This window comes from Desulfuromonas versatilis, from assembly GCF_019704135.1.
GTDB lineage: Bacteria > Desulfobacterota > Desulfuromonadia > Desulfuromonadales > NIT-T3 > Desulfuromonas_A > Desulfuromonas_A versatilis.
Window position 1 is genome coordinate 367,332 of the sequence record NZ_AP024355.1, and the last position, 25,348, is coordinate 392,679.

Here is a 25,348-nt window from a genome sequence, read left to right on the forward strand (position 1 = left end):
TCCGTAAGTATAAATTAATCTAGAATGCAATATTTTCAAGGGCACCATGGGGTGCGCGATGCCGGGGCCGGGCCCGGCCGGGAGAACCTGGGGAATGGCACGCCTCGTCGGTTCCGAGGAACTGTATGGCCAGCAAGGGTTCGATCCAGAGGGGGATCGGGACCCGGGTGCGGAGGCGAGGCGATCTTGAAACGACTCGCTCAGCAGCAGGTCGGCGCGGTCTGCGATGAGGTCGAGGGGCTGGTCGAGGTCGGCAGCCTCTGCCGGGAGTCGAGCCTGGCCGGTTGCCGGGCTGTCAGTTTCCAGGGCTTCAGGGAGGTTTGCAGGCGGTTGTCGCGGATACTTTTTCGTGTTATGTCATGAACACCTCACCGACCAAAGGAGGGTGTCTGCATGAAATCATGGCTTCTGCTCGTTCTCGCCCTGTTGCTCGCAGGGCCAGCCTCGGCCCAGGAGTACCTTTCCGGGCAGCTCATCGATCCAGCCGGCAGGACGGTCGCCATCTCCCGCATCAGCGCCCGCGGAGTTCTCTCCGGGGTTGCCGGCGGGCGCGAGGTTGCCTTCGAGTTCGCCGAGCTGAGGAAGATTGAATACCTCGGCGACCGCACCTGCCGGGCCACCACCCGCCAGGGCAAGACGTTGCTGGTCGAAAAGGCCGAACTGCGCACCCCCGGCCAGCACAAGCGGGTCCTTTACTGGACCCTCGACCCCGCCACCCGCCAGGAGCGCGAGTTCGTCCTCGGCAACCAGAGCTTCCATACCCTCTCCTTCTCCGGAAAACCGGGGCGGGTCAAGACCAACCCGCGCACCGGCCAGCCCTTTCCACCTGATTACCTTTTTGACCCTTTTACCGGTGAGTCGCTGCAGTGGCGCAATCCGGGAGACTAAAACAGGAATTGCCCGCTGAGCCACCGGCTAACTGATCCCCCGGATCAGCGGTGAGTAAATTCCTGAAAACTGTTGATTTTATTCAATGGGGGGTCGATACTTGGGCGCTGTCCTTGTTGGGGCCCGATCCCCGTTTCCAACGTGGCAGGCCTATTGATGAAAGGCCAAGGGAGGATGCCATGAATGAGCGCTTTGCCGCGATCCTCGATGCCCTGGAGGGGTGGAGCCGTGCGGCCAAGCTCGGGGCCGTTCTGATCACCATGTTTCTGCTCGGTGTCGTCGATTACCTGACCGGCAGCGAGATCTCCTTCGCATTTTTTTACCTGATTCCTGTCTCTTTCGTGGCCTGGTTCATAGGGCACCGATGGGTGGTTTTTTTCTCCATCTCCAGCTCCGTCGTGTGGTGGGGTGCCAACTTTCTGGCCGGCGAAACCTTCTCCCATCCTCTAATCCCCTGGTGGAACACCGGAACCCGGCTGGGTTTTTTCATCGTGGTCGGCCTGCTTCTGGCCCGCCTGCGCCAGTTGCTGGAAAAAGAGCGCGAGATCTCCCGCACCGATTTTCTGACTGGCGCTCTGAACCGCCGCGCCTTTTACGATCTGTCCACCCGGGAACTGCAGCGGGCCAGGCGTTATCGCCATCCGTTCACCCTGGCTTACATCGACCTGGACAACTTCAAGCAGGTGAACGACCGCTTCGGGCACCGCGAAGGCGACCAACTGCTGAAGGTGGTGGCCCAGAATCTCGCTGCCAGCCTGCGCAGCACCGACGTCGTGGCGCGGTTGGGGGGCGACGAATTCGCCGTGCTGCTGACGGAAACCGGCGTCGCCTCGGCCGAGGCGACTCTGCCCAAACTGCGCGAAGGACTGCTTGCCGAAATGGCGCGCTTCGGCTGGCCGGTGACTTTCAGTATCGGTGTCCTGGTTTGCGAGGCGCCGCCTTCGAGCGTCGAGGAGATGATTCGCCGGGCTGACGACCTGATGTATTCGGTCAAGGCTGCGGGCAAAAATGCCATTCACTATGACCGGGTATCGGCTCAGCAGGAGGCCAGGCCGGGAATCTCGATCGCTCAACCGCAAGGAGCAGACCGATGATCGTGACCACCACGCCCAATATCGAAGGCAAGGCGATTCGTGACTACCTCGGAGTCGTTACCGGCGAGGCGGTGCTCGGCGCCAACATGTTCAAGGACCTGTTCGCCGGCATCCGTGACATCGTCGGCGGGCGTTCGGGAGCTTATGAAAAGGAGCTGCGCAGGGCGCGGGAGCTGGCCTTCGAGGAACTGCAGGAGGCGGCTGAAAAGCTCGGGGCCAACGCCGTGGTCGCGGTGGACATCGACTACGAAGTGCTCGGCGAGAAAAACGGCATGCTGATGGTCAGCGTCAGCGGCACCGCGGTGCGCGTCGGCTAGCCGACGCCCGCCCCTCGGCGTTGACAACCAGGGGAAAAACCTGTATTTATTGTCGGATTTTAATTTCAGCCCGGAACGGGCCAGCTCCGTAAAGAGCGCGAAGCGAGGCCGGAGTTTCGGGGATACCCCTCAATTCAAGGGAGGAGAGAAAAAATGAAGAAGCTGTTGATTGGTGCACTGATTGCCGCTCTGAGCTGCGGCGGAATGGCCTGGGCCAGCGAAAGCGGCGGTCACGGGGGTAAGCCCCACTGGGGCTATGCCGGCGAAGGTGCCCCCGAGCACTGGGGGGAAATGGCCCCTGAATTCGCCGCCTGCAAGGACGGTCAGAGCCAGTCGCCCATTGATATCAGCGTCGCCGAGGCCGAAGACGTCGACCTGCCGGTTATCGACTTCTCCTACCAGGCGACCCCGGTAAAGATGGTCAACAACGGCCACACCATCCAGGTCAACTACGCTCCGGGGAGCAAGATCACCGTGGCCGGCCAGACCTACGACCTGAAGCAGTTCCATTTCCACACCCTCAGCGAAAACGCCGTGGACGGCAAGCTCTTCCCCCTGGAAGCCCACCTGGTCCACGCCGACGAGTCGGGCAAGCTGGCGGTGGTCGGGGTGCTGTTCGACGAAGGCGCGGCCAACTCGGTGATCGAGCAGCTCTGGACCCACATGCCGGCCCTGCCCAATTCGGACATCCTTGTCTCCAACGAGACCGTCAACGTCATGGAGATGCTTCCCGAGAGCAAGGACTACTACTCCTGGTCGGGCTCCCTGACCACCCCCCCCTGCACCGAAGGGGTGAAATGGATGCTGCTGCAGCAGCCGATGACCGTCTCCGCCGAGCAGGTCAAGAAGTTCTCCGAGCTTATGCACGGGCACAACAACCGCCCGGTGCAGCTCCTCTACGGCCGCACCCTGCAGCGCTAAGCCCCAGCTCAGAGCCAATAGAAAAAACCGGCCCCTTTCCGAAGAGAAAGGCGGCCGGTTTTTTTGTTTATAAATCTTTATTTACCACGAAGATACACGAAGGGGAAAATCGTTTTCATTCAAACGCCCTCCCCCTTGAAGGGGGAGGAGAAGCATCAAATACTAAAGAGAAATCCGGGGCCGAGGCACAGGTCTTGCGATGCAGTCAGGGCAGAACCTATCCGCCGTCTTTCACCGGGGCCCGCGCCGCGTAGGCCCGCGAAATCCTGGCCCCCCCCCCTGGTGAAAGTTCAAGCAGCCGAAAACAAAGGGAAATTTGAACCGATGCAATTGTCCGAAAGCGAAGTCCGCCAGATCTGTTTGACGCCCCTGGTCCTTATTTACGCGGTGGCCAGCGCCGCCCGTTCGCCGGAAAAGATCAATCAACTGCACATTATCCGGGCAGTGGAGCACGGATTGCTGTCAGAGGACCCCTTCTGCGCGGAGCTGTTCGACTTCTTCCGCAACAATCTGCACCATTTTTTCCGGGAGTTCGCCACCCGCTGCGACCCGGCCGACCTGGAAGCGCTGCTGGCCGAGGTACGCGCCACCGCGGCGCTGCTGCAGCAGATGGCCTCCGGGGCGGCCTTTCGCGAGGCGTTCGTCGACTTCGCCCGGCAGCTGGGCGAGGGGAGCTTGTTGGGGAAGGCCCTGGCCGGGGCTCCGGTGCTGCAGGAGCGGGCCGGCCAGGTCGTGGGGATCCTGCAGACGGGTCAGTAGCCGGGATCAGCCCGCCATGCAGGTAAAGCTCGCCGCCGTCCAGCGCCGGTAGCGGCAGTTGTAGCAGGAGCGCGCCTGCTCGGCGGTCTGCTCATCCTCCTCGTCGGCCCGGAAGCTGCCGCAATTATCCGCCTCCCTGGCCGCTGCCGTCCAATCCTCCTGCCCCCCGGCAAACAGCTTGCCGCCCGATTCATCCATTCGCCACATAGACTCCCTCCTCAAAATCCTTTCAGCTGCTGGCGGGGGCAGGTCTGCCAGGGCGCCCCGGCTCCCTCGGCGGCCCGGGGGACCACCGGCAAAATCGACCTGCCTCCCAGGAGCACGGTTTTTACCTTTTCGCCCAGCCAGACCCGCGCGTCGGCGGCCAGGGGCAGGCCTTCGAGGCTCTGCACTCCGTCGACCAGCGGGTGGGCGCACAGCTCGGCCACGCTTAGCACCTGCTCTTCGTCCCGGAAATGCAGGCGCCCCTTGAGGCGGCCGTCGTTGCCGCCCAGGCGCAGGCCGGCACCGGCCAGGGCGCCGACCACCCCCTGGCCGCTGCCGCCGTGCTCGGAGAGGTGAATACCCAGCTCCCGGGCCAGCCGGTAGGCCTGCGCCTTGTCCAGTACCCGGGTCTTGGCCGCGCGGCCGAATTCAAGCAGGGCCCCGGCGTCGCCCAGGCGCGCCGGAACCGCCACGCACAGCCCGGGGTCGGAGCCCGGGGCGCTCTCGCGCTCGAGAAAGCGCGCGGCGTGCTCGATGAGCTGCTCCAGCGTGCAGCCGCTCAATTCCGCGGGAAAGCACATGGCGCTGTTGTGCGAGGTGTAGGGGATGTCGGGGTGCACCAGCAGCTGGTGGCGGGTGACGAACCCGGCGCGGCCCCAGCCGTTGCCCTCCAGCTCCCCGGCCAGTTGCGAGGCCAGCGCGCCGGTCCCGCGGCTCTCCAGGTTGTCCGTGTCGTCAAGCGAGATGAGAATATTCATGAGGCGGCCTCCCAGGGTAGAAGAGCCGCCGGTGCGGGGACCGACGGCTCTTTACAGGGATTGCAGATGGTTTTCGGTTTTCCCTATTTCGAATAGGTGAAGAACAGCTGCTGGCCGTTCACCCGGTATTCGGCGATCCGCCTCTGCCCTTCGGGCGAGATCAGGTAGTCGACGAAGGCCTGGGCCAGCTCCTTTTTCACGTGGGGGTGCTTGGCCGGGTTGACGGCCATGACCCCGTAGGGGTTGAAGAGCCGCTCGTCACCCTCGACCCGCACCTTGAGGTTGGTCTTCTCCTGGTAGGCGATGTAGGTGCCGCGGTCGGCGAGGGTGTAGCCCTGGCGCTCGTCGGCCATGTTGATGACCTCGCCCATGCCGCGGCCGGCTTCCAGGTGCCAGTCGCCCGCGGGGCTCACCCCGGCGGCCTGCCAGAGTTCCTTCTCCTTGGTGTGAGTCCCCGACTGGTCGCCGCGGGAGACGAAGGTGGCCTTGGCGGAAGCGATTTTCGGCAGGGCCGCGGCGGCATCGGTCATCCCGGCGACCCCGGCGGGATCGGCGGCGGGGCCGAGGATCACGAAGTCGTTGTACATGACGTCCTTGCGCTCGAGGGCGTAGCCTTCGGCCACGAACTTGTCTTCGAGGGCGCGGGCATGGACCAGCACCACATCGACGTCGCCGGCCTCGCCGAGCTTGAGGGCCTTGCCGGTCCCCACGGCGATGACGTCGACCTTGCAGTTGTTCTGCTCCTCGAAGGGGGGGAGCAGGTCCTTGAGCAGCCCGGAGTTTTCGGTGGAAGTGGTGGTGGCCAGGCGCAGGCGCTCTTCGGCGCCGGCGACGCCGCCGACCAGCAGCAGGGCGACCAGGGCCAGACACAAAATACGCAGACGATGCATGGTGGAGGCTCCTTTCTCTAAGGGGGAGGAACGGCCGGGGCCCGCGGGCCCCGGCCGTCTGTTACGAGTTTAGCCGCTACGGCGGATTAGGCCCGCCGGGGGCGCAGGGCTCAGTAGCTGAACTGGGCCTGAAGACGGAAGATGTTGTCATCGTTGTCTGCCACCAGGTCGTCGTCGACATGGGTGAAGTCGGCCTGGAGTTTGGCGTTGTGCTTGACGAAGTAGTAGTTGACGCCCCCCTGAATCTGGGACTTGTCGAACTTGGCCGAGGCGGTGGAGTCGTCGGACTCGATCGCCGAATAGCGCACGCCCAGCTCGAGCTTGGAGGGGATCAGCTGGTAGCCGGCCTGCACGTAGTAGCCGTCGGCGTTCCAGTCGTCGCCCAGGTCGGGGTCGGCGTTGAGATGGTAGTACTCGGAGGCGAAGCTGATGCCCATCCAGGTGGCGTTGAGGTTGGTGGTCCACAGCAGCCAGGTGAGGTCGTTGCCGAAACTGGTGGTAAAGTTGGCCGCAGTCAGCCCGTCGAGGTTCAGGGCCACGTCCATGACGTCGTTGTCGCGGTTGAAGTTGCCGGCGACGTCGGCTTCGCTGATCTTGGACCAGGCCGAGGAGACACCCAGGTTCAGCTTGGGTTTGTCGCTGGGCCAACCGGCCTCGTCCATCTTGTATTCGCCCAGGGGGTTGAAGTCGAGGCGTCCGGCCAGCATGTGGTGGTTGTCGGGGTTGCTGGTGTTGGGGCCGTTGCCGCTGAACAGGCCTACCCGGTACTCAAGCAGTTTTCCGGCGATGTCCCCGGAAGCCTCGATGCCGAGGTCGCGGCCGAGGTTGAAGGTGTCGTTGGCCAGCGAGCGCTCGGGGAACAGCTGGCGGGAAGCCGAGGTCAGCTCCTGGCGGGCCTGGGCCGGCTTGAACTGGCCGAACTGCAGGGTGAAGGGGGCGGCGAACTCATAGTTGATGAAGGCGTCCTCGGTGGTGAAGCCGTTTTTCATGTCGCCCTGGAACTTGTAGCCGAATTTTTTGCTCACCAGGTTGCCCTGCAGCTGCAGCTTGAAGCGGCGGATGTTGAAGTCGCTGGTGTCGTCCTTGGCCTGGCTGTCGAAGTCGGTAAAGGTGTAGAGCAGCTGGGCGTAGCCGCCGATCTGGGCGCGGTAGTTGCCGTCGGCGCTCTCTGCCACGATCCCCTTGCCGGGCTGGTAGGAGACGAGGCTCTTGTTCTTGTTGGCCTCGGCGTATTCTTCGGCGGTTATGACCCCTTTTTCCTTGAGGATATCCTCCAGGGTCTTGGCCTGGCCGGTGGCGGCCAGCAGCAGTGCGGCCAGGGCCGCAGTCAGGGTCAGAGAGAGTTTCTTCATCCTTGTTGTTCCTCCTTGAGCAAATAAGTTACCAAAAATTACCAAAAACAACCAAAAGTCCGAGCAGGTGCTGCAATGGGGATGCCAGAATGCCGTTTACGCAAAATCGCATACTTAATCCCGGTGCCTCTTTATCCTGCTGGATAAAATTGGAACAGAGCGAGCTAGGATGGGTCATTTTGGTTCAGTTCAAGGCGGCGGAAAAGGCTTTGAAGGGAAGTCGCCCGGCAAGGCATCGCTGCGATGGGCTGAAAATTTCTAAAACTTACCAGAAGCAACCATGAGGGCAAGCTCAAGGTCTGGGGGAGGTTCAGCCCCGGTTTGCCTTCGGGACGAAAAGGGTTGGGAGAGGAACGGGGGAGGGACTCAGCGGCTGCGGGGATAGATCATTTTGCCGCACAGGCTCAGGTCGTAGCCGGTGAGGCTCTCGGCCAGGGCGCGGAAGGGCTGGCCGTGCAGCATTTCCAGGAACAGTTGCACGCTTTTGGAAAAAAAGCCGTCTTTGGGAATGATCAGATCGAAGCGCTCCCAGCCAAGGGGAATGAAGTCGAGATCGAGCAGGGCCGCCACCGCACCGATCGCCGGCCCGGCATCGGCTCGCCCGGCCAGGACCTCGAGGCCGACCTCGACGTGGCTGGCCAGCTCGCGCTCGTAGCCTGGCAGTTGGCGGCAGTCGAGCCCGGCCTTTAGGATTTCCCGGTCGAACAGCAGCCGGGTGCTCGCCTCGAGGGGGCGGTTGACCACGCACAGGTCGCGGGCGCCCAGGTCGGCCACCGCTCGGATGCCGCGGGGATTGCCCTTGGCGACCACCAGCCCCTGTTCGCGGCGGCAGAAATTGACCAGGGCGGGGACCTCGTCCAGCTCGCTGGCGGCGAAGGCGAAGTTGTACTCCTGGTTGTCCTCCTGGGCGAGGTGGCTGGTGGCGAGATGGCATTGGCCCCGGCGCAGGGCCTTCAGGCCCCCGAGGCTGCCGAGGTTGCCGAACAGAACCGTCTGCTCGGGGTTGAGCTTGCGAAACAGCGGCAGCGAGCGGTCGAGCAGGATGTCGTTGCTGCCGGCGATCAGCAGCAGGTTGGGGATCTGCACCGCCGATTCCAGCTGCTTGGGGTAGTTGATGGTCTTGCTTTCCACCCACTGTTCGACCAGCTCCTTGGGAAACAGCCACTTGCCGGTGATCTTGGTGGCCGGCAGCCCCTTCTCGGTAATCAGGGTATAGACCATCTTCTCGTTGATGCCGAGAAAGCGGGCGACTTCTTTGGTGGAGAGGAGCTTTTCCATGGTCAGGATCCGTGGTTGGAGGCCTTCGGGCAGGTGGTCATCCGGTAAATCGACCGGGTGACGGCTGCCGCGGATTTTGGGTCGTTTTCCGGCGGAAAGACACCCTCCGGAGTTGCAAAGACCGTTCCCCTCTCTCAGCCTTCCAGCCCCATGCCCGGGTGCATGATCCGGCCGGTGAGCGGGGTTTCGTAGCCGCCGAGGGCGTCGATCTGCTTTATCAAGGGTTCGGACTGCAGCAGCTCGATCAGGGTGAGGATCTTGTGGTCCTCGGTAAAGCGGGCGGGGATAACCAGGTCGTAGCGTTCGCGGGCCAGGGGGACGAAATCGAGCCCCAGGGCCTTGGCCGCCGAGCGGATGCCCAGGGCGGCGTCGGCCGAGCCGGTCAGCACGTTCACCGCCACCGCCATGTGGGTGTATTCCTCGCGTTCGTAGCCCCGCACCCGAGCCGGGGCAATCCCGGCCTGCTTGAGGTGGTAATCGAGCAGGATGCGGGTGCCGGCGCCGCGCTGGCGGTTGATGAAGCCGACGTCCTCCCGGGCCAGGTCATGGATGTCGCGGATGTTTTTCGGGTTTCCCGCAGGCACGATCAGCCCCTGGTGGCGGATGGCCAGGTTGACCACCACCACCTCGAGGCCGGGGAGGTATTTTTCCAGAAAGGGGAAATTGAAGTCGCCGCTCTGCGGGTCGAACAGGTGCACCCCGGCGAACATGGCCGAGCCGGCGCGCAGAGCGGTCAGCCCGCCGAGGCTGCCGACGTTGCTGGAGACCAGCCGCAGCGGCTCGCCGCGCCCCATCAGTTCGTTGGAGAGCAGATCGAGGGTGTTGTCGTGGCTGCCCACGTGCACCAGCACGCTCTCCAGCAGCGGGGCGGGGACCAGCAGCTCGGCGCTGACCCGCTCGTCCTGCTCGAGCCCCTCGCTGCCGGCGGGGACCCGGACCAGGGCCTGGGCGCGGGTCAGATTGGTGATCATCCCCGGGCCCCGGCCCAGGGGCACCGCCATGGCCTCCTCACCGATCTTGCCCACCGCCAGCCGCAGCATTTCCTCGGCGCCGAGCCGGGAGGGGGTCTTGCGGGTGATGCGGACCTCGATCCGCTCGCGGCTCGGCGCCGGGGCGCGCCCCAGCCAGGCGACCAGCGGGGCGAGCACCTCCTCGAAGCAGACGATGGCGCTGCCGGGGTAGCCGGGAGCGCCGACCAGCAGCTTGCCGGCGGCCGTTCCGATCAGGGTCGGCTTGCCCGGGCTCACCGCCAGCCCGTGGGCGAGAACCTCGCCGAGCTCGGCGAATATGCGGCTGGTGAAATCCCGAGTTCCGGCCGAGGAGCCGGCGCCGACCACCACCACCTGGGCTTCGGAGGCGAGAGCCTCTTCGACCGCCCGGCGGATCCGCTCGGGGTCGTCGGGGACCGGGGCCGTCCAGCGCATCCGGGCTCCCCAGTTTTTGGCCAGAGCGGCCAGCACCTGGGAGTTGCTCTCGACCACCTGGCCGGGAGCCGGCTGCGGCCGGGTGGCGAAGTCGAGCACCTCATCACCGGTGGGGATGAAGCAGATGCGCAGCGGCTGCCAGACCTCCAGCTCCCAGATCCCCGCGGAGAGCAGGGCGCCGACGTCATAGGCCGACAGGGGGTGGTTCTGGGGGAGCATCAGCTCGGTGGCGACGATGTCCTGGCCGATGCGCCGCACGTGCATCCAGGGGAAAGCCGGCGCCTCGATCTGCAGCGCGCCGCCGGGGTCCTGGACCACGTCCTCGATCTTGATGACGGCATCGGTTCCGCCGGGCAGGGGCTGGCCGGTGTTGACCGGGAAGAAATCGCGCCCCGGCTCCAGGCGCAGCGGGTGTCCCTCGCGGGCGGTGAAGGTCGCTTCGGCCTTGACCGCGATGCCGTCCATGGCGGCGCTGTGGAAGGCGGGGGAAGAGAGCCGGGCGTGGACCGGCGCGGCGGTGACCCGGCCGGCGGCCAGATGGGCGGGGACGGTTTCGCTGCCGACCAGGGCCTCGCGGTCGAGGGCCGCCCGGGCCCGCTCCAGCGCTTCGGCCACGGGGATGGTTTTCAGGTAGATATTGCGTTTGCTCATGGGGTAATGCTCCCTGGACGGTGGGCTGGCGCGGCGGATCGGGGGCTCAGAGGACCCAGACGTCGACCTCGTCGCCTTGTTGGAACCCCTCGGATTCGGCGGGGATGACCAGCAGCCCGTGGCTCTGCAGCAGGGTGCGCAGCAGCCCGGATTTGCCCATCACCGGCTGGGCCAGCGGCAGCCCGCCGGCGGCGGGCTCCAGGCGCACCCGGACGAAGTCCTCGCGCCCCTGGCGCGAGGCGAGGTTGCGGGCCAGCCGCGCCCGGCGCAGCGGGCGCAGGATTTCCTCGAAGGCCTGCCGGGCGCCGGCGAGGTGCCGGATGAAGGGCTGGCCGAGCACCGTCATGACCACCTGGGCCGAGCCGACCTGGCCGGGCAGCCCCACCACCGGCTTGTCGCCGACCCTGGCGAGGATGGTCGGCTTGCCGGGGCTGATGCTCACCCCGTGGGCGAGAATCTCCATGTCGGGCAGCGCCTCGATGGCGGCGATGGTCATGTCCCGGGTCCCCTTGGAGCTGCCGCCGGAGAGCAACACCAGGTCCGAGTCGGCCAGGGCGGTCTGCAAAACCGCCACCAGCCCGTCGAGGTCGTCCCCGACGATGCCGAAGCGGCGGGCGACCCCGCCGGCCTCCTCGGCCAGGCAGGCGACGGTGTAGGAGTTGACGTCGCGGATCTGCCCCAGCTGCGGTTTGGCGTCCACCGCCACCAACTCGTCGCCGGTGGAGATGATCCCCACCCGCGGCCGGCGGTGGACCCGCACCGAGCCGATCCCCAGGGCGGCGAGCAGGCCGATCTCCTGGGTGCGCAGCCGGCTGCCGGCGCTCAGGGCCGGCTCCCCGCTTGCTGCGTCTTCGCCCTGTTCCATGACGTTCTCGCCGGGGGCCAGGCTCTGGCGCACCTCGATGGTGCCGGCGCCCATCTCCTGGGTGTATTCGACCATGACCACGCTGTCGGCCCCCTGCGGCAGAAAGCCGCCGGTGGGGATCCAGGCGCAGGTGCCCGGCTCCAGGGCGAAATCCGGGGCGCGGTTGACCTCGATCTCGGCCAGGCACTCGAGGTAGGCGGGGTTGCTTTCGCTGGCACCGAAGGCGTCGCGCGCCGCCAGGGCGTAGCCGTCCATGGCCGAGCGCCGCCCGGCGGGCAGGTCTTCGGGGGAGAGCAGGCCCTCGGCCAGCACCCGCTGATGGGCCTGGTCGAAGGGGACCGGCTCCGCCGCGGTGGGGGCGAAGGCCTTGAGCAGTTCCTGGAACTGGCTGCGGCTCAGGGTGTGAAGAAATCCCTGTTTCATGGTGCGACTCCTGGTGTTGCTGGGATTTTCCGCGCGGGCGGATTCCTAAAATAACCCGCGGCCGCGAAAAATAAAAGCCCCCGCGGCAATCCGGTTTCCCCTAGCGGGTGCCAAGCGCCCGGCGACGATTGAACAGCAGCATGCCGCTGAGGATCAGGGTCATCCCCGCCAGATGGTAGCCGCGGATCGTTTCGCCCAGGAAAAAGGCGGCCATGGCCGAGGCGAAAAACGGCGTCAGGTTGATGAACAGGCCGGCCCGGTTGGCGCCGATCCTTTCCACCCCCCGGTTCCAGCAGAGATAGGCCAGCACGGAGGGGAACACCGCGACGTAGGCCAGGCTGGCAAGGACCTTGGCATTGAGGGGCGGCGCCGGGGTGTGCAGCGCTTCCCAGGCATAGAGCGGCAGCAGGAAAACCACCCCGATCAGAAAGGTCAGGGTCAGCAGGCTCAGCGGATGAATGGCCGGGCGCAGCCGCAGCATGGCGCTGTACAGCGCGTAGAGCAGCGTGGCGGCCAGCATCAGCAGGTCCCCCTGGGCAAAGGCCAGTTCCAGGAAGGTGCGCAACTCGCCGCGCAGCACGATGGCGATCGCCCCGGTCATGGCCAGGGCGACGCCGAAGGCCTGGTGGCCGCCGATCCGCTCGCGAAACAGCACAAAGGTGATGAGGATGATCAAGGCCGGCATCGCCGTCTGCATCAGGGCGATGTTGATCGCCGAGGTGGTATGGGCGGCGGCGTAGAGCAGGGTGTTGAAGCAGGCGATGCCGGTAAAGCCGAGCAGCAGCAGGGCCTTCCACCCCTGGCGGGCCTGGGGCAGGTCGCGCAGCACCTGGCGCCAGGTAAAGGGCAGCACCAGGGCCAGGGCGATGGCCCAGCGCCAGAAGGCCAGGGCCACCGGGGGGATCAGGTCGGCCACGCCCCGGGCAAGCACGGCGTTGCCGGCCCAGAACAGGGGCGGCAGGCTCAGCAGCAGGTATGGACCGAGGTTGTTGCGGAGTCTGGACATGGGTGGGCGGCCCCTGGTCTGGATTGGATTGGCCGGCTGGCCCTGCGGGGTTGCCGCGGCCGCCGGATTCAGCTGGAAATGATACGGAAAAAATTCCCTCAGGTCAAAGCCGTGCGGAGCACTCCCCGAGCCCGGCAGGTTGCAGTTGACATTGTCCAATCGATATTCTAGTGTTTTCTTCATTTATTAAAATTTGGAGGTGGGCTTGGAAATCATCAAGAAAATAGTGGGTTCCATCGACTTCCTGAACGAGAAGGTCGGCTTTCTGGTCTCCTGGCTGACCACTGTGCTGGTGGTCGTGGTCTGTTACGACGTCTTCACCCGCTACGTGCTGCGCTCGAGCAGCGTCGCCGTCCAGGAGCTCGAATGGCACATTTTCGCCCTGGTGTTCCTGCTCGGCGCCGCCTACACCCTCAAGGAGGACGGGCACGTGCGGGTCGACGTCTTCTACAGCCGGTGCTCGCCTCGCGGCAAGGCGCTGATCGATTTTATCGGCGGCCTGGTGTTCCTGATCCCCTTCAGCATCCTGATCATCTGGACCAGCAAGCAGTTCGTGGCGATGAGCTGGATGATCCGCGAAATCAGCCCGGACCCCGGGGGCCTTCCCGCCCGCTACCTGCTCAAGGCGGCGATCCCGGTCGGTTTCGTGCTGGTGCTGCTGCAGGGCATCGCCCAGACCCTGCGCTCTTTGCTGACCCTGATCGGCCGGCCCCTGCCGTCCAAGGACTCCTCCGCCGAGGTGAATCATGACTGAGTACCTGCCGTTTATCCTGTTCGCCTCGGTCTTCGGGCTGCTGCTGCTCGGCTACCCGGTCGCCTTCACCCTGGGCGGGGTGTCGCTGATCTTCGGCTACTTCACCTTCGGCCTGAATTTCTTCCAGCTGCTGCCGCTGCGGGTCTGGGGGACGATGACCAACTACGTGCTCATCGCCGTGCCGCTGTTCGTCTACATGGGGCTGATGCTCGAGAAATCGGGGCTGGCCGAGGAGTTGCTGGAGACCATGGCGCTGCTCTTTGGCCGGCTGCGCGGCGGCCTGGCCATTTCGGTGATCATGGTCGGCGCGGTGCTCGCCGCCTCCACCGGCATTGTCGGGGCCACCGTGGTCACCATGGGCCTGCTGTCGCTGCCGACCATGCTCAAACGCGGCTACTCCCCCGAGCTGGCCACCGGCACCATCTGCGCGGCGGGGACCCTGGGGCAGATCATCCCGCCGTCGATCGTGCTGGTGCTGCTCGGCAGCATCATGAACATCTCCATCGGCGACATGTTCGTCGGCGCGGTCATCCCCGGGGTGCTGCTGGTGGTGCTCTACATGGTCTGGATCGGTATCATCGCCGTGCTCAGCCCCCAGTCGGCCCCGGCCATGCCGGCCGAGGAGCTGGCCGCCTTCACCGGCCTGGCCATGGTCAAAAGGATTCTGCGGGCGGTGCTGCTGCCGGCCTTTCTGATCCTGGCGGTGCTTGGGTCGATCTTCGCCGGGGTCGCCTCGCCCACCGAGGCCGCGGCGGTCGGCGCTGCCGGCGCGACCCTGCTGACCATCTGGCAGAAGAAACTCAACATGCAGACCCTCAAGGACGTCATGCGTGGCACCAACATCCTGACCTGCATGGTGTTCGTGCTGCTGGTCGGGGCCACCGCCTTCGGCCTGGTGTTCCGCGGCATGGGGGGGGACCGGACCATCACCCAGATGATTCTCGATTCGCAGATGGGCCCCCACATGTTCCTGTTCCTGGTGATGCTGGTGGTCTTTGTCGCCGGTTTCTTCATCGACTTCATCGAGATCACTTTCATCATCGTCCCGGTGGTCACGCCGATCTTCGAGCACCTGGGGATCGACCTGCTATGGGTCGGCATCCTGCTCGCCATGAACCTGCAGACCTCCTTTCTGACCCCCCCTTTCGGTTTTTCCCTGTTCTATCTCAAGGGGGTGGCGCCGCCGGAGGTGACCACCGGCCACATCTACAAGGGGATCGTCCCTTACATCGTCATCCAGTTGATCGCCCTGCTGGTGGTGGTCTTCTGGCCCGAGTCGGTCACCTGGCTGCCCCAGGCCATGGCCAAAAAACCCTGAGCCCTACCGTCCGCAACGCAAAAAGGCCCGCCGATCGGCGGGCCTTTTTGCGTTGACGGCTTTTCTCGCTAGTCGGGGATCGAGGCGTAGGCCACCTCGGAGATCTTGCCCCAGGCCTGGTGCTGTTTCTGGAACTTGCGGAAACTTTCGTAGACCTTCTTGCTCAACGGGTCGCCGGCGGCGATCTCCTCGAGCACCTCGTCCGAGTACTTGCGCAGCTGCTTGAGGACCTCGTCGGGGAACTTCTTGAGCTGCACCCCCTCCTCCTTGACCATCTTCTCCAGGTAAAAGTTGTTCTTGGTCTCGGACTCGCAAAGCATCCACAGGTTACAGGCCATGGCCGCGGTGGTCACCACCTCCTGCAAATCCTTGGGCAGCGCCTCGAAGGCCTTCTTGTTGACGAAGGTCTCCAGCACCGTCCCCGGCTCGTGCCACCCCGGGTAATAATAGTATTTGGCCACCTTGTGGAAGCCCATCTTGTAGTCGTTGTAGGGCCCGACCCACTCGGTGGCGTCGATGACGCCGCGTTCGAGGTTGGTGTAGATCTCGCCGCCGGCCGAGAGCACGGCGGTGCCGCCGGCCTTGGCCAGCACCTTGCCGCCGAGGCCGGGGATGCGCATCTTGAGCCCCTTGAAGTCGGCGATGCTCTTGATCTCGCGGTTGAACCAGCCGCCCATCTGCACCCCGGTGTTGCCGGCGGGCATCGGCTTGAGGTTGAAGGGGGCGTAGACCTCCTCCCAGAGCTGCATGCCGCCGCCGGTGTAGATCCAGGCGTTCATCCCCTGGGCGTTCATGCCGAAGGGGACCGCAGCGAAAAACTGGGTGGCGGGCGACTTGCCGGCCCAGTAGTAGGCGGCGCCATGGCCCATCTCGACCATCCCCTGGCTGACCGCGTCGAAGGCCTGCAGGGGTGGAACCAGTTCGCCGCCGCCGTAGACCTGGATCTTCAGCCGCCCGCCGGACATCGTTTCGATCATCTCGGCCAGCTTGTCGGCCCCTTCCCCGAGCACCGGAAAGTGCGGCGGCCAGGTGGTGACCATCTTCCACTGGTAGGTCTTCTCGGCGCGCACCGCCGGGGCGCCGACCGTGGAGACTGCCGCCGCGGCCGCGGTGGCGACGCCGGCTTTTTTCAGGAAGGATCTTCTGCTGGATTTTTCCATGTCATTCCTCCTCGGGTGGGGATTAAGGGCCGGGTGAGAGCCCGCAAGCGCACGACATGAGAAGAAATTTAATCCAGTATTATATTTTTGTCAAACGCGGAGGCGAGTTTGCCGGCCAATTGATAGGGTCTGTGAGGGTGAACATTGTTTGGGAATCCTGCTGAGCGAGTCAGGGGAGACGGCGGGCGGCCCACAGGTACCAGGCGCAGCCGGACAGCTGCAGCATCAGCATCAGGATGAAGGCGGCCCGGTAGCCCGCCGGATGATAGCCCCCCCCGGCCAGGGCGGGCCAGAGCCCGATCACCGCGCCGATGCCCCACTGGGCGGCGAAGGCGGCGACGAACACCAGCAGGTTCAGCCCGGTGTTGGCTCGCCCGGCCAGACGCCGGGGAAAACTCTGGGAAAGGATGGCGTAGGGGAGGATGCCGGTGGTGCCGAAAAAACCGAACAGCATCCACAGCGGGGTGGGTAGCCTGCTCCCGAAGGCGAGTACGCCAAGTTGGACCAGCATGAAGGCGCCCATGCCGCAGGTGGCCACCCGAATCGGCCGTACGCCGCGGCGGCCGAGTCTTTCCGTGGCCGATCCCATGGTCAGAAACCCCGCCACCATGGCCGCGGCGATAAACAGCAGGGTGCTGGCCGCCGCGCTTCGCTCGAGGCTGGCCACGTCGCGCAGCCAGGGGCCGACCCATAACCCCTGGATGGAGAGGTAGGTGGCCTGGGAGGCCACCGTCCAGGGGGCGATGCTCCAGAACAGCGGGCTGGTGAAGACCTCGCGAATGCCCTGCAGCTGCTCTGTCAGCTTCAGATCCGCACCGTCGCGTTCCCGGTCGGGGACCAGGAGAAAGATGGCCGTGGCCACCGCCAGGGTCAGAAGGGCCAGAACCTGAAACAGCCCGCGCCAGTCAGTGAACTGCAGCGCCCATTCCACCGGCGCGGTGGCGCTGAGCGCGCCCATGCCGCCGGCGGCCATCTGCCAGCCGTTGACCAGGGGGAGCCGCGGCGCCGGGATCCACCCGGCATAGGCGGTAAAGGCGGCCATCAGGCAGGCCGAGACGCCGAAACCGATCAGTGCCCGGCCGGCGACCAGGCCGGCGAGGCTCCCGGCGCCGGCGAACAGCCAGGCCCCGGCAGCGGCGAACAGCAGCAGGGCCGCCTCCACCCGGCGCGGACCGAAGCGGTCGAGGGCCACCCCGAGGGGGAGTTGGGCCGCGGCGAAGGTCAGGAAGTAGGCCGAGGTGAGCAGCCCGAGCCGGGCCGGGTCTAGGCCAAGATCGGCGCACAGGTCCAGCGCGATGACCGCGTTGACCACCCGGTAGAGGTAGGAGAGAAAATAGCCGCAGGCGAAGGGGATGAACAGGCGCAGCAGGGTGGCCGCGCCGATGGCGGAGGGGAGGCTCATGAGCGGTGGGCCGGGCGGCTCAGAACAGCAGCACCGGGCACTTGACGTTGTGCAGCACGTAGTTGGCCACCGAGCCGAACAGCACGTCCCGGATTTCGCCGGTGCCGGTGTGGCGGCCGATGACCAGCAGGCCGAAGCCCTCCTCGTTGGCGATGCGGGGGATCACCTGGCGGGGCGCACCGAACTCGAGCCGCTGGTCGATTTCGAACCCGGCCTGGGTCAGCGGCTCGGTACGCTGGCGGAGGATGGCTGCGCCGGCCTTGCGGGCGTTCTCCCGGACCATCTCGACCTGAAAGTCAGGGATCATCCGGTAGGCGAGCTTGTCCATGTCGACCACGTGCAGCAGGGTCAGGCGGCGCGGGAAGCGCTCCCGGACGGCGATCACCTGCTCGACGGTTCTTTTGCAGGTCTCCGAGCCGTCGACGGGGATGAGGATTTTCGGTTCCATGGCTGCCTCGTAGGTTTTTTCTTCAACAGACTTTTTAAGTTGGCCGGCCCCGGCCGCGGCTCATCCGACAGATCGGTCGGATCGGACTGATCGGTCGGATCGGACTGATCGGTCGGATCCGAAGCGGCCGGGGCCAGAGGCGATGCCGGGTCTACTGTAGAATTTTACCGTGTTCGAATGAGTTCTGCAGCTTACCCCCCGTAAACCAGCCGCGGCAGCAGCAGCACCAGGTCGGGCCAGTAGGTCAGCAGCAGCAGGATCGCCCCCTGGATCAGCAAAAACGGCAGCACCGCCCGCGACACGTAGAGCAGGTTGCGGTCGACCACCGCCCCGGAGATGTAGAGGCTGACCCCCAGCGGCGGGGTGCAGTAGCCGATGCCGAGGTTGATGGTCATCAGCAGGCCGAAGTGCATGGTGTCGATGCCGAACTTGGAGAGCAGCGGCAAAAAGATCGGGGTCAGGATCAGGGTTGCGGAGATGATGTCCATGAACATGCCGACCACCAGCAGCAGGATGTTCACCGCCAGCAGGAACACCCAGGTGGTCTGGATGTTGGCCACCACCGCGTTGGCGATCTTGTCGGGGATCTGCTCGAAGGTCAGGTACTCGCCGAACACCGAGGCGCCGGCGACGATCACCAGCAGGGTCGCCGAGGTCACCGCCGAGCTGACCACCACCTTTTTCACGTCGCGCAGCTTCATGTCCTTGTGGATGAAGATTTCGACGAAAAAGGCGTAGAAGCAGGCGACCACCGCCGCCTCGTTGGCGGTGAACAGCCCCGAGTAGATGCCGCCGAAGATCAGCACCGGCAGAAACAGGGCCCAGGCGCTCTCGCGCAGCACCCCGAGCACCTCGCGCAGGTTGGGCTTGGGCATGGTCGGCAGCCCCTGGCGCTTGCAGACGACGTAGGCGTACAGGGACATGGAGGCCATGATCAGCAGCCCGGGGATGAAGCCGGTGAGAAACAGCGCCTCCAGCGAATCGTTGGAGACCATGGCGTAGAGGATCATCGAGATCGACGGCGGGATGATCACCCCGAGGATCGGCGCCGTGGTCATGATGCCCACCGCGAAGCGCTCCTGGTAGTGATTCTCCATCAGCGCCGGGATCATGAAGCCGCCGATGGCCACCACCGTAGCCACTGTCGAGCCGGAAATGGCCCCGAAGAAGCCGCAGGCGAGGATGCCCGCCATGGCCAGGCCGCCGGGCAGAAAACCGACCAGGGAGTTGGCGGTGCGGATCAACTTCTGCACGATGCTGCCGGTGGTCATGATGTTGCCGCACAGCACGAAGAACAGCACCACGATCAGGGCGAACTTGTCCATGCTGCGGTAGAGCACTTCGATGACGATCTGCGGGTCGATGCCGACCAGCCACACCAGGCCAATTGCCCCGGTGAAGAACAGGGCCATGAACACCGGCACGGTGGCCGCCAGGCAGCCGAGCAGTACGGCGACGATCAGAAGGTAGCTGGGTTCCATTTTAAATTCAGTAATTAGTAATAAGTGATGAGTGATATGTAAAAAGCAGGCAATTTAACAAGCCTATCGTTATCTGTGGCCGGTGACGGTAGCGGTTTTGGGTTTTACCGATCACTGATTACTGATCACTCATCACTGCCTTTCCCCCGCCAGTCTTCGACCATGACGATCAGGGTGCGCAGGAACATCATCGCTCCCATGGTCGGCAGCACGGCGTAAAAGATCCATTCGGGGATCTGCAGGGTGGCGGTGGTGGCGTACTCGTCCTGGTAGATCATGTGGGTCATGCGGGTGCCGAGGTAAACCATGATGCCGGAAAAGACCAGCACCGCCAGGTGGCTGACCAGGGTGAGCAGGCGCTTGAGCACCGGGAAGAGCTGGGGCAGGGCGTCGATGCGGATCAGCGAGCGGCTGCGCACCGCGGCCACGCAGCCGATGTACGTGGTGAAGAAGATGACTTTGCGCACCACCTCGTCGGACCAGTAGATGTTGATGCTGCTGGTCGCCTTGCGCAGCACCACGTTGGCCATGGCCGTCACCAGGGCGACGACCACGGCGATGAACAACGACCATTCTTCGACAAAGGCAAAGCTGCGGTCGATGGCTTTGAAAGTTTTCTTGACCATGGCAATCCCAAAAAAGGGCCGGGGAGTGAAATCTCCCCGGCCGTCAGGTTTTTGCGGATTATACAGATTAAAAGGTCAGTTGCCAAGGGTGGAGCGGACTTTCTGCAGGTAGTCGGCTCCGATCTTGTCACCCCAGGTCTTGTAGACCGGCGCGGCCATCTCGATCAGCTGCTTGCGGTCGGCGTCGGCCAGGGGGATGAACTCCACCCCGTTTTCCTTGGCCTTGGCGACCTGCTCGTCATGCTGCTTGCGGGTCAGCTCGCGGGTCTTGGCGCTCTCTTCCTCGATGGCCTGGAGCAGTGCCTGCTGCAGGTCCTTGGGCAGCTTGTCGAACCAGCGCTTGTTCATCAGGTGGACGAACAGCCCCTGGGCGTAGTTGACCTCGGTGAAATACTTGGCGATTTCGAACTTCTTGGTGATGTTGCAGACGATGGGGGTATGGTCGAGGCCGTTGATGACCCCGGTCTGCAGCGCCTGGGGAACGTCGGGCCAAGGCATGACGGTGAATTTCAGGGCCCAGGACTTGTAGATGTCGGTGTTGACCGGGGCTTCGGCGATGCGGAAGTTGACCGCCTTGGCGTCCTCGAGGCTGCGCACCGGCGTGGTGCTGGCCCAGCCGTAGGTGCCGTAGCCGGTGATGTCCACGGTCATGATGCCGCTGCGCAGGGCGCTGTCGCGGAACTCGTTCCAGAGCTCGGGGGTGCTGCGGAACTTGTCGAGTTTGTCGAAGGTGTCAACGACATAGGGGAGGTTGACGATGCCGAGCCGGTCGGCGACGTTGGCGGCGGCCACCGAGGAACTGAGCATCCCCTGGATGGCGCCGAGCTTGAGCTTGCTGATGACGTCCTTCTCGCCGCCGAGCTGGGCCAGGGGGCGGAAGTCGACGTAGAGCTGGCCTTTGGACAGTTCCCAGACCCGGTCGCGGATGCGGTAACCGACGCCGACCCCTTCAATGGCCGGGTGGGAAACGTTGGAGAGAATGTAGGTGTACTTGGCACCGCTGGGGTCGAACTGGGGTTTCCAGGCGGCCAGCGGATCGGCCTTTTCTTCAGCCAGGGCGTTTCCGCCGAGCGCGAAGGCCAGCACCAGCAATACGGTGAACAGGATTCCCGTCAATTTTTTCATACGCTTCCTCCCTCGGCACCTGAGTGCTTTTGATTTCGCTGCCCGGCACGGCTTTTGCCAAGGCATTTCAAAGAAGACAAACTTTGTTTTAGAGGTTTTCCCGAGCTTGAAGGGAAGGTCTCCAGGAGTGTTTCTGGAGACTAAAAAATATTTTATTCATGCAAGAACAGCTATTTATGCGGGATCAAGGCACAATAGCCCAGGGCTTGGGGGAGGTCAAGGATTTACTTGGTGGGACCGGTTGACTGGCGGGGCCGGTTGAAAAAATAGAACGGGCCCGGAGAAATCTTTCCCGGGCCCGCCGTGTTCCGATTCAGTTGTTCAGCCGGGCGCGAACCTTTTCCAGGTATTCGGGGCCGATCCTCTTTCCCCATTTGTCATAAACGGGAGCGGTCTTTTCGATCAGTTTTTGGCGCTCCTGGGGCTCGAGGGCCAAGAACTCGATGCCGGCGGCCTGGGCGGCCTCGATTTGGGCCTGTTGCTGTTGCTGGGTCAGGGCTCGGGCTCGGGCGCTCTCCTCGGCGATGGTCTCAAGCAGGATCTGCTGCAGGTCGGCAGGGAGCTTTTCCAGCCAGCGCTTGTTGATCAGGTGGATGTAGAGGCCCTGGGCGTAGTCGAGGCGGGTGAAGTACTTGGCCACGTCGAACTTGCGGGTGATGCTGCAGACGATGGGGGTGTGGTCGAGGCCGTTGATGACCCCGGTCTGCAGCGCCTGGGGGACGTCGGGCCAGGGCATGACGGTGAATTTCATGCCCCAGGCCTTGTAGATATCGGCATTGACCGGGGCCTGGGCGATGCGGAAATTGACCTTTCCGGCCTCGGCCAGGTTGCGCACCGGAGTGGTGGTGGCCCAGCCGTAGGCCCCGTAGCCGGTGAAATCGACGGCGAGAATCCCCTGGGCAGCAGGGCTGTTGCGAAATTCATCGAACAGCTCGGAGTCGTTGCGGAATTTTTCCAGTTTCTCGAAGCTGTCGACGACGAAGGGGAGGTTGACGATTCCCAGGGTGTCGACCACATTGACCGCTGCCACCGAAGAGCAGAGCATCCCCTGCACGGCGCCCAGCTTGAGCTTGCTGATGACGTCCTTTTCGCCGCCGAGCTGGGCCAGGGGGCGGAAGTCGACATAGAGCCGGCCATTGGAACGCTCCCAGACCTTGTCGCGGATGTGGTAGCCGACGGCGATCCCCTCGATGGCGGGATGGTCGACGTTGGAGAGCAGGTAGGTGTACTGGGCTCCGCTGGGGTCGAACTTTGGCTTCCAGTTGGCCAGCACCTCGTTTTTGTCCAGCGCCCAGCCGCTGGCCGCGCCGGCCAGCAGGATGGCGCTCAACAGCATTGCCCGCAGAACCAGTCTCTTCATTGTCCCTCCCTTTTCTGTTGGCCGATATCGTCGTAAAACACCGAAATTCATGTGGGAAATCCGGGCAAAGCATACCCCCGGCAGGAAACGGGGGTCAAGGGGAAATTTGAAGGGTGTAATTATGACCATGCCGACGAACTTTGTTGGGGTGGGCTGGAGGATGGATGGTTTATGGGGTAGATTTAATTGAGGTTTTCGGAACTGCATCGGGGGGGGGCATCCAGGGAGGCTTGAACCACGAAGCACACGAAGGCCACGAAGAAATCCAATATGGATGGGGTTTATCTTCGTGATCTTAGAGGTTTCCATGGTATTCCCAGAGGTTTTCAATCCAGGGGAAATTTCGGCTTGATTAAATTGAAAAAGTAATATATATATTTTTTTGAATATTTATGAGGATGAGATCATGCGTAAAATTTTCTGGATAATCCCCGCCCTGTGGCTTGTACCGGGGCCGCTTCTGGCCGAGCCCGTCGACCTGGGCCAGGCCGTCCGCCAGGCGGTCAGCGAGCGCCCCATGACCCAGGCTGCGCGCTTCGACGCCGAAGCGGCGCAGGCGGCGGTCGGCGAGGCCCGCAGCCATTATCTGCCCCGCCTGACCCTCAGCGAAAACCTGCTGTGGACCGACGAGCCGGGCGGCAGCCTGTTCATCTCCCTCAACCAGGAGGACCTGGTGCTGAGCCAGGATGCGGACCGCTACAACCTTCCGCCGTCGCGGAAGGATTTCGAGACCCGCCTGACCCTCGACCAGCCCCTCTATGATCCGGACATCGCCTACGGCCTGCGTCGTGCCGAGGCCGGGGCGGCGGCCGCCGAGGCCGGCGCCCGGCGCAGTGCCGAGAGCGCGGCCTTCGCGGCGTTTCGCGCCTACCTGGACGTGCAGCGGGGGCAGTCGGCGCAGGGCTGGGCGGAAAGTTCCAGCCGCGAGGCGGCGGAAATCCATCGCCTGGCCGGCGAGCGCCAGCGGGCCGGGGTGGGTCTCAAGGCCGACACCCTGCGGGCGGGGGTGCAGGTGGCCGAGGCCGAGCGCCGCCAGGTCGCGCTCGACAATGACCTGGCCATCGCTCGCCGGGCCCTGGCCTTGGCCATGGGGAAAGAGGGAGAGTCGGCGGATATCGCCGGGCCGCTGACCCCGGAGCAATTCGCCGAGATCCCGCCCGGCACCCTGCAGCGCGGCGACCTCGAAGCCCTCGCCCTGCAGGCCAAAGAGGCCGAGCTGGCCCGTGAACAGAGCCGTGCGGCCTGGCTGCCCAAGGCCGCGCTGTCCGCCTCCTACGCCCTGCACGACGGCGACGTCCCCTTCGGCAGCGAGGCCGACGCCTGGACGGTGCGCGCCGGGCTCAGTTGGGAGCTGTTCGACGGCTTCAGCCGCAGCCACGGCACCGCGCGGGCCACTGCCGCCCAGAGCGCCGCCGAGGCCCGCCGCCTGGAGGCCGCCCGACAGGCCCGCTTCGAGGTGGAGCAGGCCCGCCTGCGCGCCGAGGAGGCCCGGCGCAGCCGCAAGGCGGCGCTGCTGGGGCTGGCCCAGGCCGAGGAGAGCCAGCGACTGCTGCTGCAGCGCTACGAGGCGGGGCTTGCCGATCTCGCCGAGCTGCTCTCGGCCCAGAGCTCCCTGGACAAGGCTCGCTTCGACGCGGTCAACGCCGAGGCGATGCTGATCCTGGCCCTGGGCAATATCCGCTACCAGAGCGGCACCTTTTTAAATAACCTGCTGCACCCCGAGGAGAACAACCCGTGAAAGTATCCGCCCTCTGCATCAGCCTGCCGGCGCTGCTTCTGCTTGCCGCCTGCGGCGGGGACATCGATCCGGGTCGCACCGAGGCACAGGCCCCGGCGATCCAGGGGTTGGCCCTGGTAAAACTGGTTCCGACCCCCCTGGCCGGCGGCAATGCCTATGTCGGTACGGTGGAGAGCCCCGACCGCGGGGTACTCGCCGCGCGTCTCGACGGTCGGGTGGCGAGCCTGGCGGTGCGCGAGGGGGATCTGGTCAAGGCCGGCGACCTGCTGGTGACCCTGGCCGAAAATACCGCCGGCGACCAGCTGCGCCAGGCCGAGGCCGGCCTTGCCAGTGCCAAAGGTGCAAGCGCCGCCGCCGAGGCGCGCCTGCAGCTGGCGCAGAGCACCTTCGAGCGCTTCGAGCGCCTGAAGGCCAGCGAGGCGATCACCCCCCAGGAGTTCGACCGGGTGGCCGCCGAACTGGAAATGGCCCGCCAGGGCGCCGAAGCCGCCGGGGCCGCAGTGCGCGGGGCAGCGGCGGGGCGCGATGCGGCGCAGACCGCCCAGGGCTACAGCCGGGTCACCGCCCCCTACGCCGGGCGGGTGGCGCGGCGGCTGGTGGAGGAGGGCTCGACGGTGATGCCCGGCACCCCACTGCTGGCCCTCGATCGCGAAGGGGTCTGGCGGGTCCGTGCGGAGTTTCCCGAGGCGCTCTCGGGCCAGGTGGCTGCCGGGGATCGCTACAGCGTCGAGCTGCCGGCCCTTGGCCGAAGCCTGAGCGGAACGGTCGCCGAGGTGCTGCCGGCGGCCGACCCGCAAAGCCGCTCGTTCCAGGTCAAGCTGACCCTGGAGGACGGCGAGGGGTTGAGCTCGGGGCTGTTCGCCCGGGTGCGCGCCGTGGGTGGCGAGCAGACCGCCCTGCTGGTGCCGGCCGCCGCCGTGGTGACCCGCGGCCAGCTGACCGCGGTCTACGTGGCCGAAGAGGGGATTCTGCGCTACCGCCTGGTCAAACTGGGGCGCCGGCTGGGCGAGCAGGTCGAGATCCTCTCCGGCCTGCGCGAGGGTGAAACCCTGGTGGTCGAGGGCGCCGGCCGGGCGAAAGCCGGCGCCCGGGTGGAGCCGTAGCCG

25 protein-coding genes are annotated in these 25,348 nt (G+C 64.9%); 10 read left to right on the plus strand and 15 right to left on the minus strand.

Annotation, left to right across the window (positions count from 1 at the left end; translation table 11 throughout):
* The first annotated feature begins 186 nt into the window (after positions 1-186).
* From DESUT3_RS01600 to DESUT3_RS01625, 6 genes are all read left to right on the plus strand, one after another.
* Positions 187-363, plus strand: a complete 177-nt coding sequence (locus DESUT3_RS01600) for a hypothetical protein (RefSeq protein WP_221250726.1) — start codon at positions 187-189, stop codon at positions 361-363.
* A 30-nt stretch (positions 364-393) separates the two neighbouring features.
* Positions 394-888 (plus strand): hypothetical protein, encoded by a 495-nt coding sequence (locus DESUT3_RS01605; protein WP_221250727.1) that lies wholly within the window; start codon positions 394-396, stop codon positions 886-888.
* Between the two features lie 179 nt (positions 889-1,067).
* Entirely contained in the window at positions 1,068-1,982 is a 915-nt protein-coding gene (locus tag DESUT3_RS01610) for a GGDEF domain-containing protein (RefSeq protein ID WP_221250728.1), read from the plus strand.
* Positions 1,979-2,299, plus strand: coding sequence for a heavy metal-binding domain-containing protein (locus DESUT3_RS01615; RefSeq protein ID WP_221250729.1), 321 nt, complete (start codon positions 1,979-1,981; stop codon positions 2,297-2,299). The genes DESUT3_RS01610 and DESUT3_RS01615 overlap by 4 nt, the downstream gene beginning before the upstream one ends.
* A gap of 153 nt (positions 2,300-2,452) precedes the next feature.
* Positions 2,453-3,220, plus strand: coding sequence for a carbonic anhydrase (locus tag DESUT3_RS01620; protein ID WP_221250730.1), 768 nt, complete (start codon positions 2,453-2,455; stop codon positions 3,218-3,220).
* Between the two features lie 324 nt (positions 3,221-3,544).
* On the plus strand, positions 3,545-3,979 hold the full coding sequence (locus DESUT3_RS01625) for a hypothetical protein (protein WP_221250731.1): 435 nt from the start codon (positions 3,545-3,547) through the stop codon (positions 3,977-3,979).
* Positions 3,980-3,985: 6 nt separating this feature from the next.
* Here DESUT3_RS01625 and DESUT3_RS01630 read toward each other — a convergent pair whose 3' ends face one another.
* From DESUT3_RS01630 to DESUT3_RS01665, 8 genes are all read right to left on the minus strand, one after another.
* Positions 3,986-4,186 (minus strand): hypothetical protein, encoded by a 201-nt coding sequence (locus DESUT3_RS01630; RefSeq protein WP_221250732.1) that lies wholly within the window; start codon positions 4,184-4,186, stop codon positions 3,986-3,988.
* A gap of 11 nt (positions 4,187-4,197) precedes the next feature.
* Positions 4,198-4,941 carry a hypothetical protein gene (locus DESUT3_RS01635; RefSeq protein WP_221250733.1) on the minus strand — a complete coding sequence of 248 codons (744 nt, stop codon included), beginning with the start codon at positions 4,939-4,941 and terminating at the stop codon, positions 4,198-4,200.
* An 83-nt stretch (positions 4,942-5,024) separates the two neighbouring features.
* A complete protein-coding gene (locus DESUT3_RS01640; protein ID WP_221250734.1) occupies positions 5,025-5,831 on the minus strand; it encodes an extracellular solute-binding protein in 807 nt (268 codons plus the stop codon).
* A 110-nt stretch (positions 5,832-5,941) separates the two neighbouring features.
* A complete protein-coding gene (locus DESUT3_RS01645) occupies positions 5,942-7,183 on the minus strand; it encodes a porin (protein ID WP_221250735.1) in 1,242 nt (413 codons plus the stop codon).
* Between the two features lie 366 nt (positions 7,184-7,549).
* The gene (locus tag DESUT3_RS01650) at positions 7,550-8,461 is read right to left on the minus strand and encodes a helix-turn-helix transcriptional regulator (protein WP_221250736.1); all 912 of its coding nucleotides are present in this window, start codon (positions 8,459-8,461) and stop codon (positions 7,550-7,552) included.
* 134 nt (positions 8,462-8,595) lie between these two features.
* Positions 8,596-10,536: a molybdopterin biosynthesis protein gene (locus tag DESUT3_RS01655; protein ID WP_221250737.1), complete on the minus strand. Its 1,941-nt coding sequence runs from the start codon at positions 10,534-10,536 to the stop codon at positions 8,596-8,598.
* A 46-nt stretch (positions 10,537-10,582) separates the two neighbouring features.
* On the minus strand, positions 10,583-11,824 hold the full coding sequence (locus DESUT3_RS01660; protein ID WP_221250738.1) for a molybdopterin molybdotransferase MoeA: 1,242 nt from the start codon (positions 11,822-11,824) through the stop codon (positions 10,583-10,585).
* A 100-nt stretch (positions 11,825-11,924) separates the two neighbouring features.
* Positions 11,925-12,830, minus strand: coding sequence for a DMT family transporter (locus DESUT3_RS01665; RefSeq protein WP_221250739.1), 906 nt, complete (start codon positions 12,828-12,830; stop codon positions 11,925-11,927).
* A gap of 205 nt (positions 12,831-13,035) precedes the next feature.
* Between DESUT3_RS01665 and DESUT3_RS01670 the strand changes: the two genes are divergently transcribed.
* Both DESUT3_RS01670 and DESUT3_RS01675 read left to right on the plus strand, forming a co-directional pair.
* Positions 13,036-13,584: a TRAP transporter small permease subunit gene (locus DESUT3_RS01670; RefSeq protein ID WP_221250740.1), complete on the plus strand. Its 549-nt coding sequence runs from the start codon at positions 13,036-13,038 to the stop codon at positions 13,582-13,584.
* Positions 13,577-14,902 carry a TRAP transporter large permease gene (locus tag DESUT3_RS01675; protein ID WP_221250741.1) on the plus strand — a complete coding sequence of 442 codons (1,326 nt, stop codon included), beginning with the start codon at positions 13,577-13,579 and terminating at the stop codon, positions 14,900-14,902. The genes DESUT3_RS01670 and DESUT3_RS01675 overlap by 8 nt, the downstream gene beginning before the upstream one ends.
* Positions 14,903-14,970: 68 nt before the next feature.
* Here DESUT3_RS01675 and DESUT3_RS01680 read toward each other — a convergent pair whose 3' ends face one another.
* From DESUT3_RS01680 to DESUT3_RS01710, 7 genes are all read right to left on the minus strand, one after another.
* Positions 14,971-16,062, minus strand: a complete 1,092-nt coding sequence (locus tag DESUT3_RS01680; protein WP_221250742.1) for a TRAP transporter substrate-binding protein — start codon at positions 16,060-16,062, stop codon at positions 14,971-14,973.
* Positions 16,063-16,231: 169 nt separating this feature from the next.
* Complete coding sequence (locus tag DESUT3_RS01685; RefSeq protein ID WP_221250743.1) at positions 16,232-17,464, minus strand: MFS transporter; 1,233 nt, start codon at positions 17,462-17,464, stop codon at positions 16,232-16,234.
* A gap of 19 nt (positions 17,465-17,483) precedes the next feature.
* The gene (locus DESUT3_RS01690) at positions 17,484-17,912 is read right to left on the minus strand and encodes a universal stress protein (RefSeq protein WP_221250744.1); all 429 of its coding nucleotides are present in this window, start codon (positions 17,910-17,912) and stop codon (positions 17,484-17,486) included.
* A gap of 191 nt (positions 17,913-18,103) precedes the next feature.
* On the minus strand, positions 18,104-19,393 hold the full coding sequence (locus DESUT3_RS01695) for a TRAP transporter large permease (protein WP_221250745.1): 1,290 nt from the start codon (positions 19,391-19,393) through the stop codon (positions 18,104-18,106).
* Positions 19,394-19,518: 125 nt separating this feature from the next.
* Positions 19,519-20,019, minus strand: a complete 501-nt coding sequence (locus DESUT3_RS01700; protein ID WP_221250746.1) for a TRAP transporter small permease — start codon at positions 20,017-20,019, stop codon at positions 19,519-19,521.
* Positions 20,020-20,094: 75 nt separating this feature from the next.
* Entirely contained in the window at positions 20,095-21,144 is a 1,050-nt protein-coding gene (locus DESUT3_RS01705) for a TRAP transporter substrate-binding protein (RefSeq protein WP_221250747.1), read from the minus strand.
* Between the two features lie 313 nt (positions 21,145-21,457).
* Complete coding sequence (locus DESUT3_RS01710) at positions 21,458-22,504, minus strand: TRAP transporter substrate-binding protein (protein WP_221250748.1); 1,047 nt, start codon at positions 22,502-22,504, stop codon at positions 21,458-21,460.
* 406 nt (positions 22,505-22,910) lie between these two features.
* Between DESUT3_RS01710 and DESUT3_RS01715 the strand changes: the two genes are divergently transcribed.
* Both DESUT3_RS01715 and DESUT3_RS01720 read left to right on the plus strand, forming a co-directional pair.
* Complete coding sequence (locus tag DESUT3_RS01715) at positions 22,911-24,242, plus strand: TolC family protein (RefSeq protein ID WP_221250749.1); 1,332 nt, start codon at positions 22,911-22,913, stop codon at positions 24,240-24,242.
* On the plus strand, positions 24,239-25,345 hold the full coding sequence (locus tag DESUT3_RS01720) for an efflux RND transporter periplasmic adaptor subunit (RefSeq protein ID WP_221250750.1): 1,107 nt from the start codon (positions 24,239-24,241) through the stop codon (positions 25,343-25,345). The genes DESUT3_RS01715 and DESUT3_RS01720 overlap by 4 nt, the downstream gene beginning before the upstream one ends.
* Positions 25,346-25,348 lie beyond the last annotated feature (3 nt).

What these genes read in the sequence shown, in the direction of transcription:
- DESUT3_RS01640 (WP_221250734.1), bottom strand. Translation starts at nt 5,831, where the DNA reads ATGCATCGTCTGCGTATTTTGTGTCTGGCCCTGGTCGCCCTGCTGCTG.
- DESUT3_RS01605 (WP_221250727.1), top strand. Translation starts at nt 394, where the DNA reads ATGAAATCATGGCTTCTGCTCGTTCTCGCCCTGTTGCTCGCAGGGCCA.
- DESUT3_RS01660 (WP_221250738.1), bottom strand. Translation starts at nt 11,824, where the DNA reads ATGAAACAGGGATTTCTTCACACCCTGAGCCGCAGCCAGTTCCAGGAA.
- DESUT3_RS01715 (WP_221250749.1), top strand. Translation starts at nt 22,911, where the DNA reads ATGCGTAAAATTTTCTGGATAATCCCCGCCCTGTGGCTTGTACCGGGG.
- DESUT3_RS01635 (WP_221250733.1), bottom strand. Translation starts at nt 4,941, where the DNA reads ATGAATATTCTCATCTCGCTTGACGACACGGACAACCTGGAGAGCCGC.
- DESUT3_RS01680 (WP_221250742.1), bottom strand. Translation starts at nt 16,062, where the DNA reads ATGGAAAAATCCAGCAGAAGATCCTTCCTGAAAAAAGCCGGCGTCGCC.
- DESUT3_RS01620 (WP_221250730.1), top strand. Translation starts at nt 2,453, where the DNA reads ATGAAGAAGCTGTTGATTGGTGCACTGATTGCCGCTCTGAGCTGCGGC.
- DESUT3_RS01695 (WP_221250745.1), bottom strand. Translation starts at nt 19,393, where the DNA reads ATGGAACCCAGCTACCTTCTGATCGTCGCCGTACTGCTCGGCTGCCTG.
- DESUT3_RS01625 (WP_221250731.1), top strand. Translation starts at nt 3,545, where the DNA reads ATGCAATTGTCCGAAAGCGAAGTCCGCCAGATCTGTTTGACGCCCCTG.
- DESUT3_RS01610 (WP_221250728.1), top strand. Translation starts at nt 1,068, where the DNA reads ATGAATGAGCGCTTTGCCGCGATCCTCGATGCCCTGGAGGGGTGGAGC.
- DESUT3_RS01615 (WP_221250729.1), top strand. Translation starts at nt 1,979, where the DNA reads ATGATCGTGACCACCACGCCCAATATCGAAGGCAAGGCGATTCGTGAC.
- DESUT3_RS01700 (WP_221250746.1), bottom strand. Translation starts at nt 20,019, where the DNA reads ATGGTCAAGAAAACTTTCAAAGCCATCGACCGCAGCTTTGCCTTTGTC.
- DESUT3_RS01705 (WP_221250747.1), bottom strand. Translation starts at nt 21,144, where the DNA reads ATGAAAAAATTGACGGGAATCCTGTTCACCGTATTGCTGGTGCTGGCC.
- DESUT3_RS01630 (WP_221250732.1), bottom strand. Translation starts at nt 4,186, where the DNA reads ATGTGGCGAATGGATGAATCGGGCGGCAAGCTGTTTGCCGGGGGGCAG.
- DESUT3_RS01645 (WP_221250735.1), bottom strand. Translation starts at nt 7,183, where the DNA reads ATGAAGAAACTCTCTCTGACCCTGACTGCGGCCCTGGCCGCACTGCTG.
- DESUT3_RS01655 (WP_221250737.1), bottom strand. Translation starts at nt 10,536, where the DNA reads ATGAGCAAACGCAATATCTACCTGAAAACCATCCCCGTGGCCGAAGCG.
- DESUT3_RS01665 (WP_221250739.1), bottom strand. Translation starts at nt 12,830, where the DNA reads ATGTCCAGACTCCGCAACAACCTCGGTCCATACCTGCTGCTGAGCCTG.
- DESUT3_RS01650 (WP_221250736.1), bottom strand. Translation starts at nt 8,461, where the DNA reads ATGGAAAAGCTCCTCTCCACCAAAGAAGTCGCCCGCTTTCTCGGCATC.
- DESUT3_RS01685 (WP_221250743.1), bottom strand. Translation starts at nt 17,464, where the DNA reads ATGAGCCTCCCCTCCGCCATCGGCGCGGCCACCCTGCTGCGCCTGTTC.
- DESUT3_RS01675 (WP_221250741.1), top strand. Translation starts at nt 13,577, where the DNA reads ATGACTGAGTACCTGCCGTTTATCCTGTTCGCCTCGGTCTTCGGGCTG.
- DESUT3_RS01690 (WP_221250744.1), bottom strand. Translation starts at nt 17,912, where the DNA reads ATGGAACCGAAAATCCTCATCCCCGTCGACGGCTCGGAGACCTGCAAA.
- DESUT3_RS01710 (WP_221250748.1), bottom strand. Translation starts at nt 22,504, where the DNA reads ATGAAGAGACTGGTTCTGCGGGCAATGCTGTTGAGCGCCATCCTGCTG.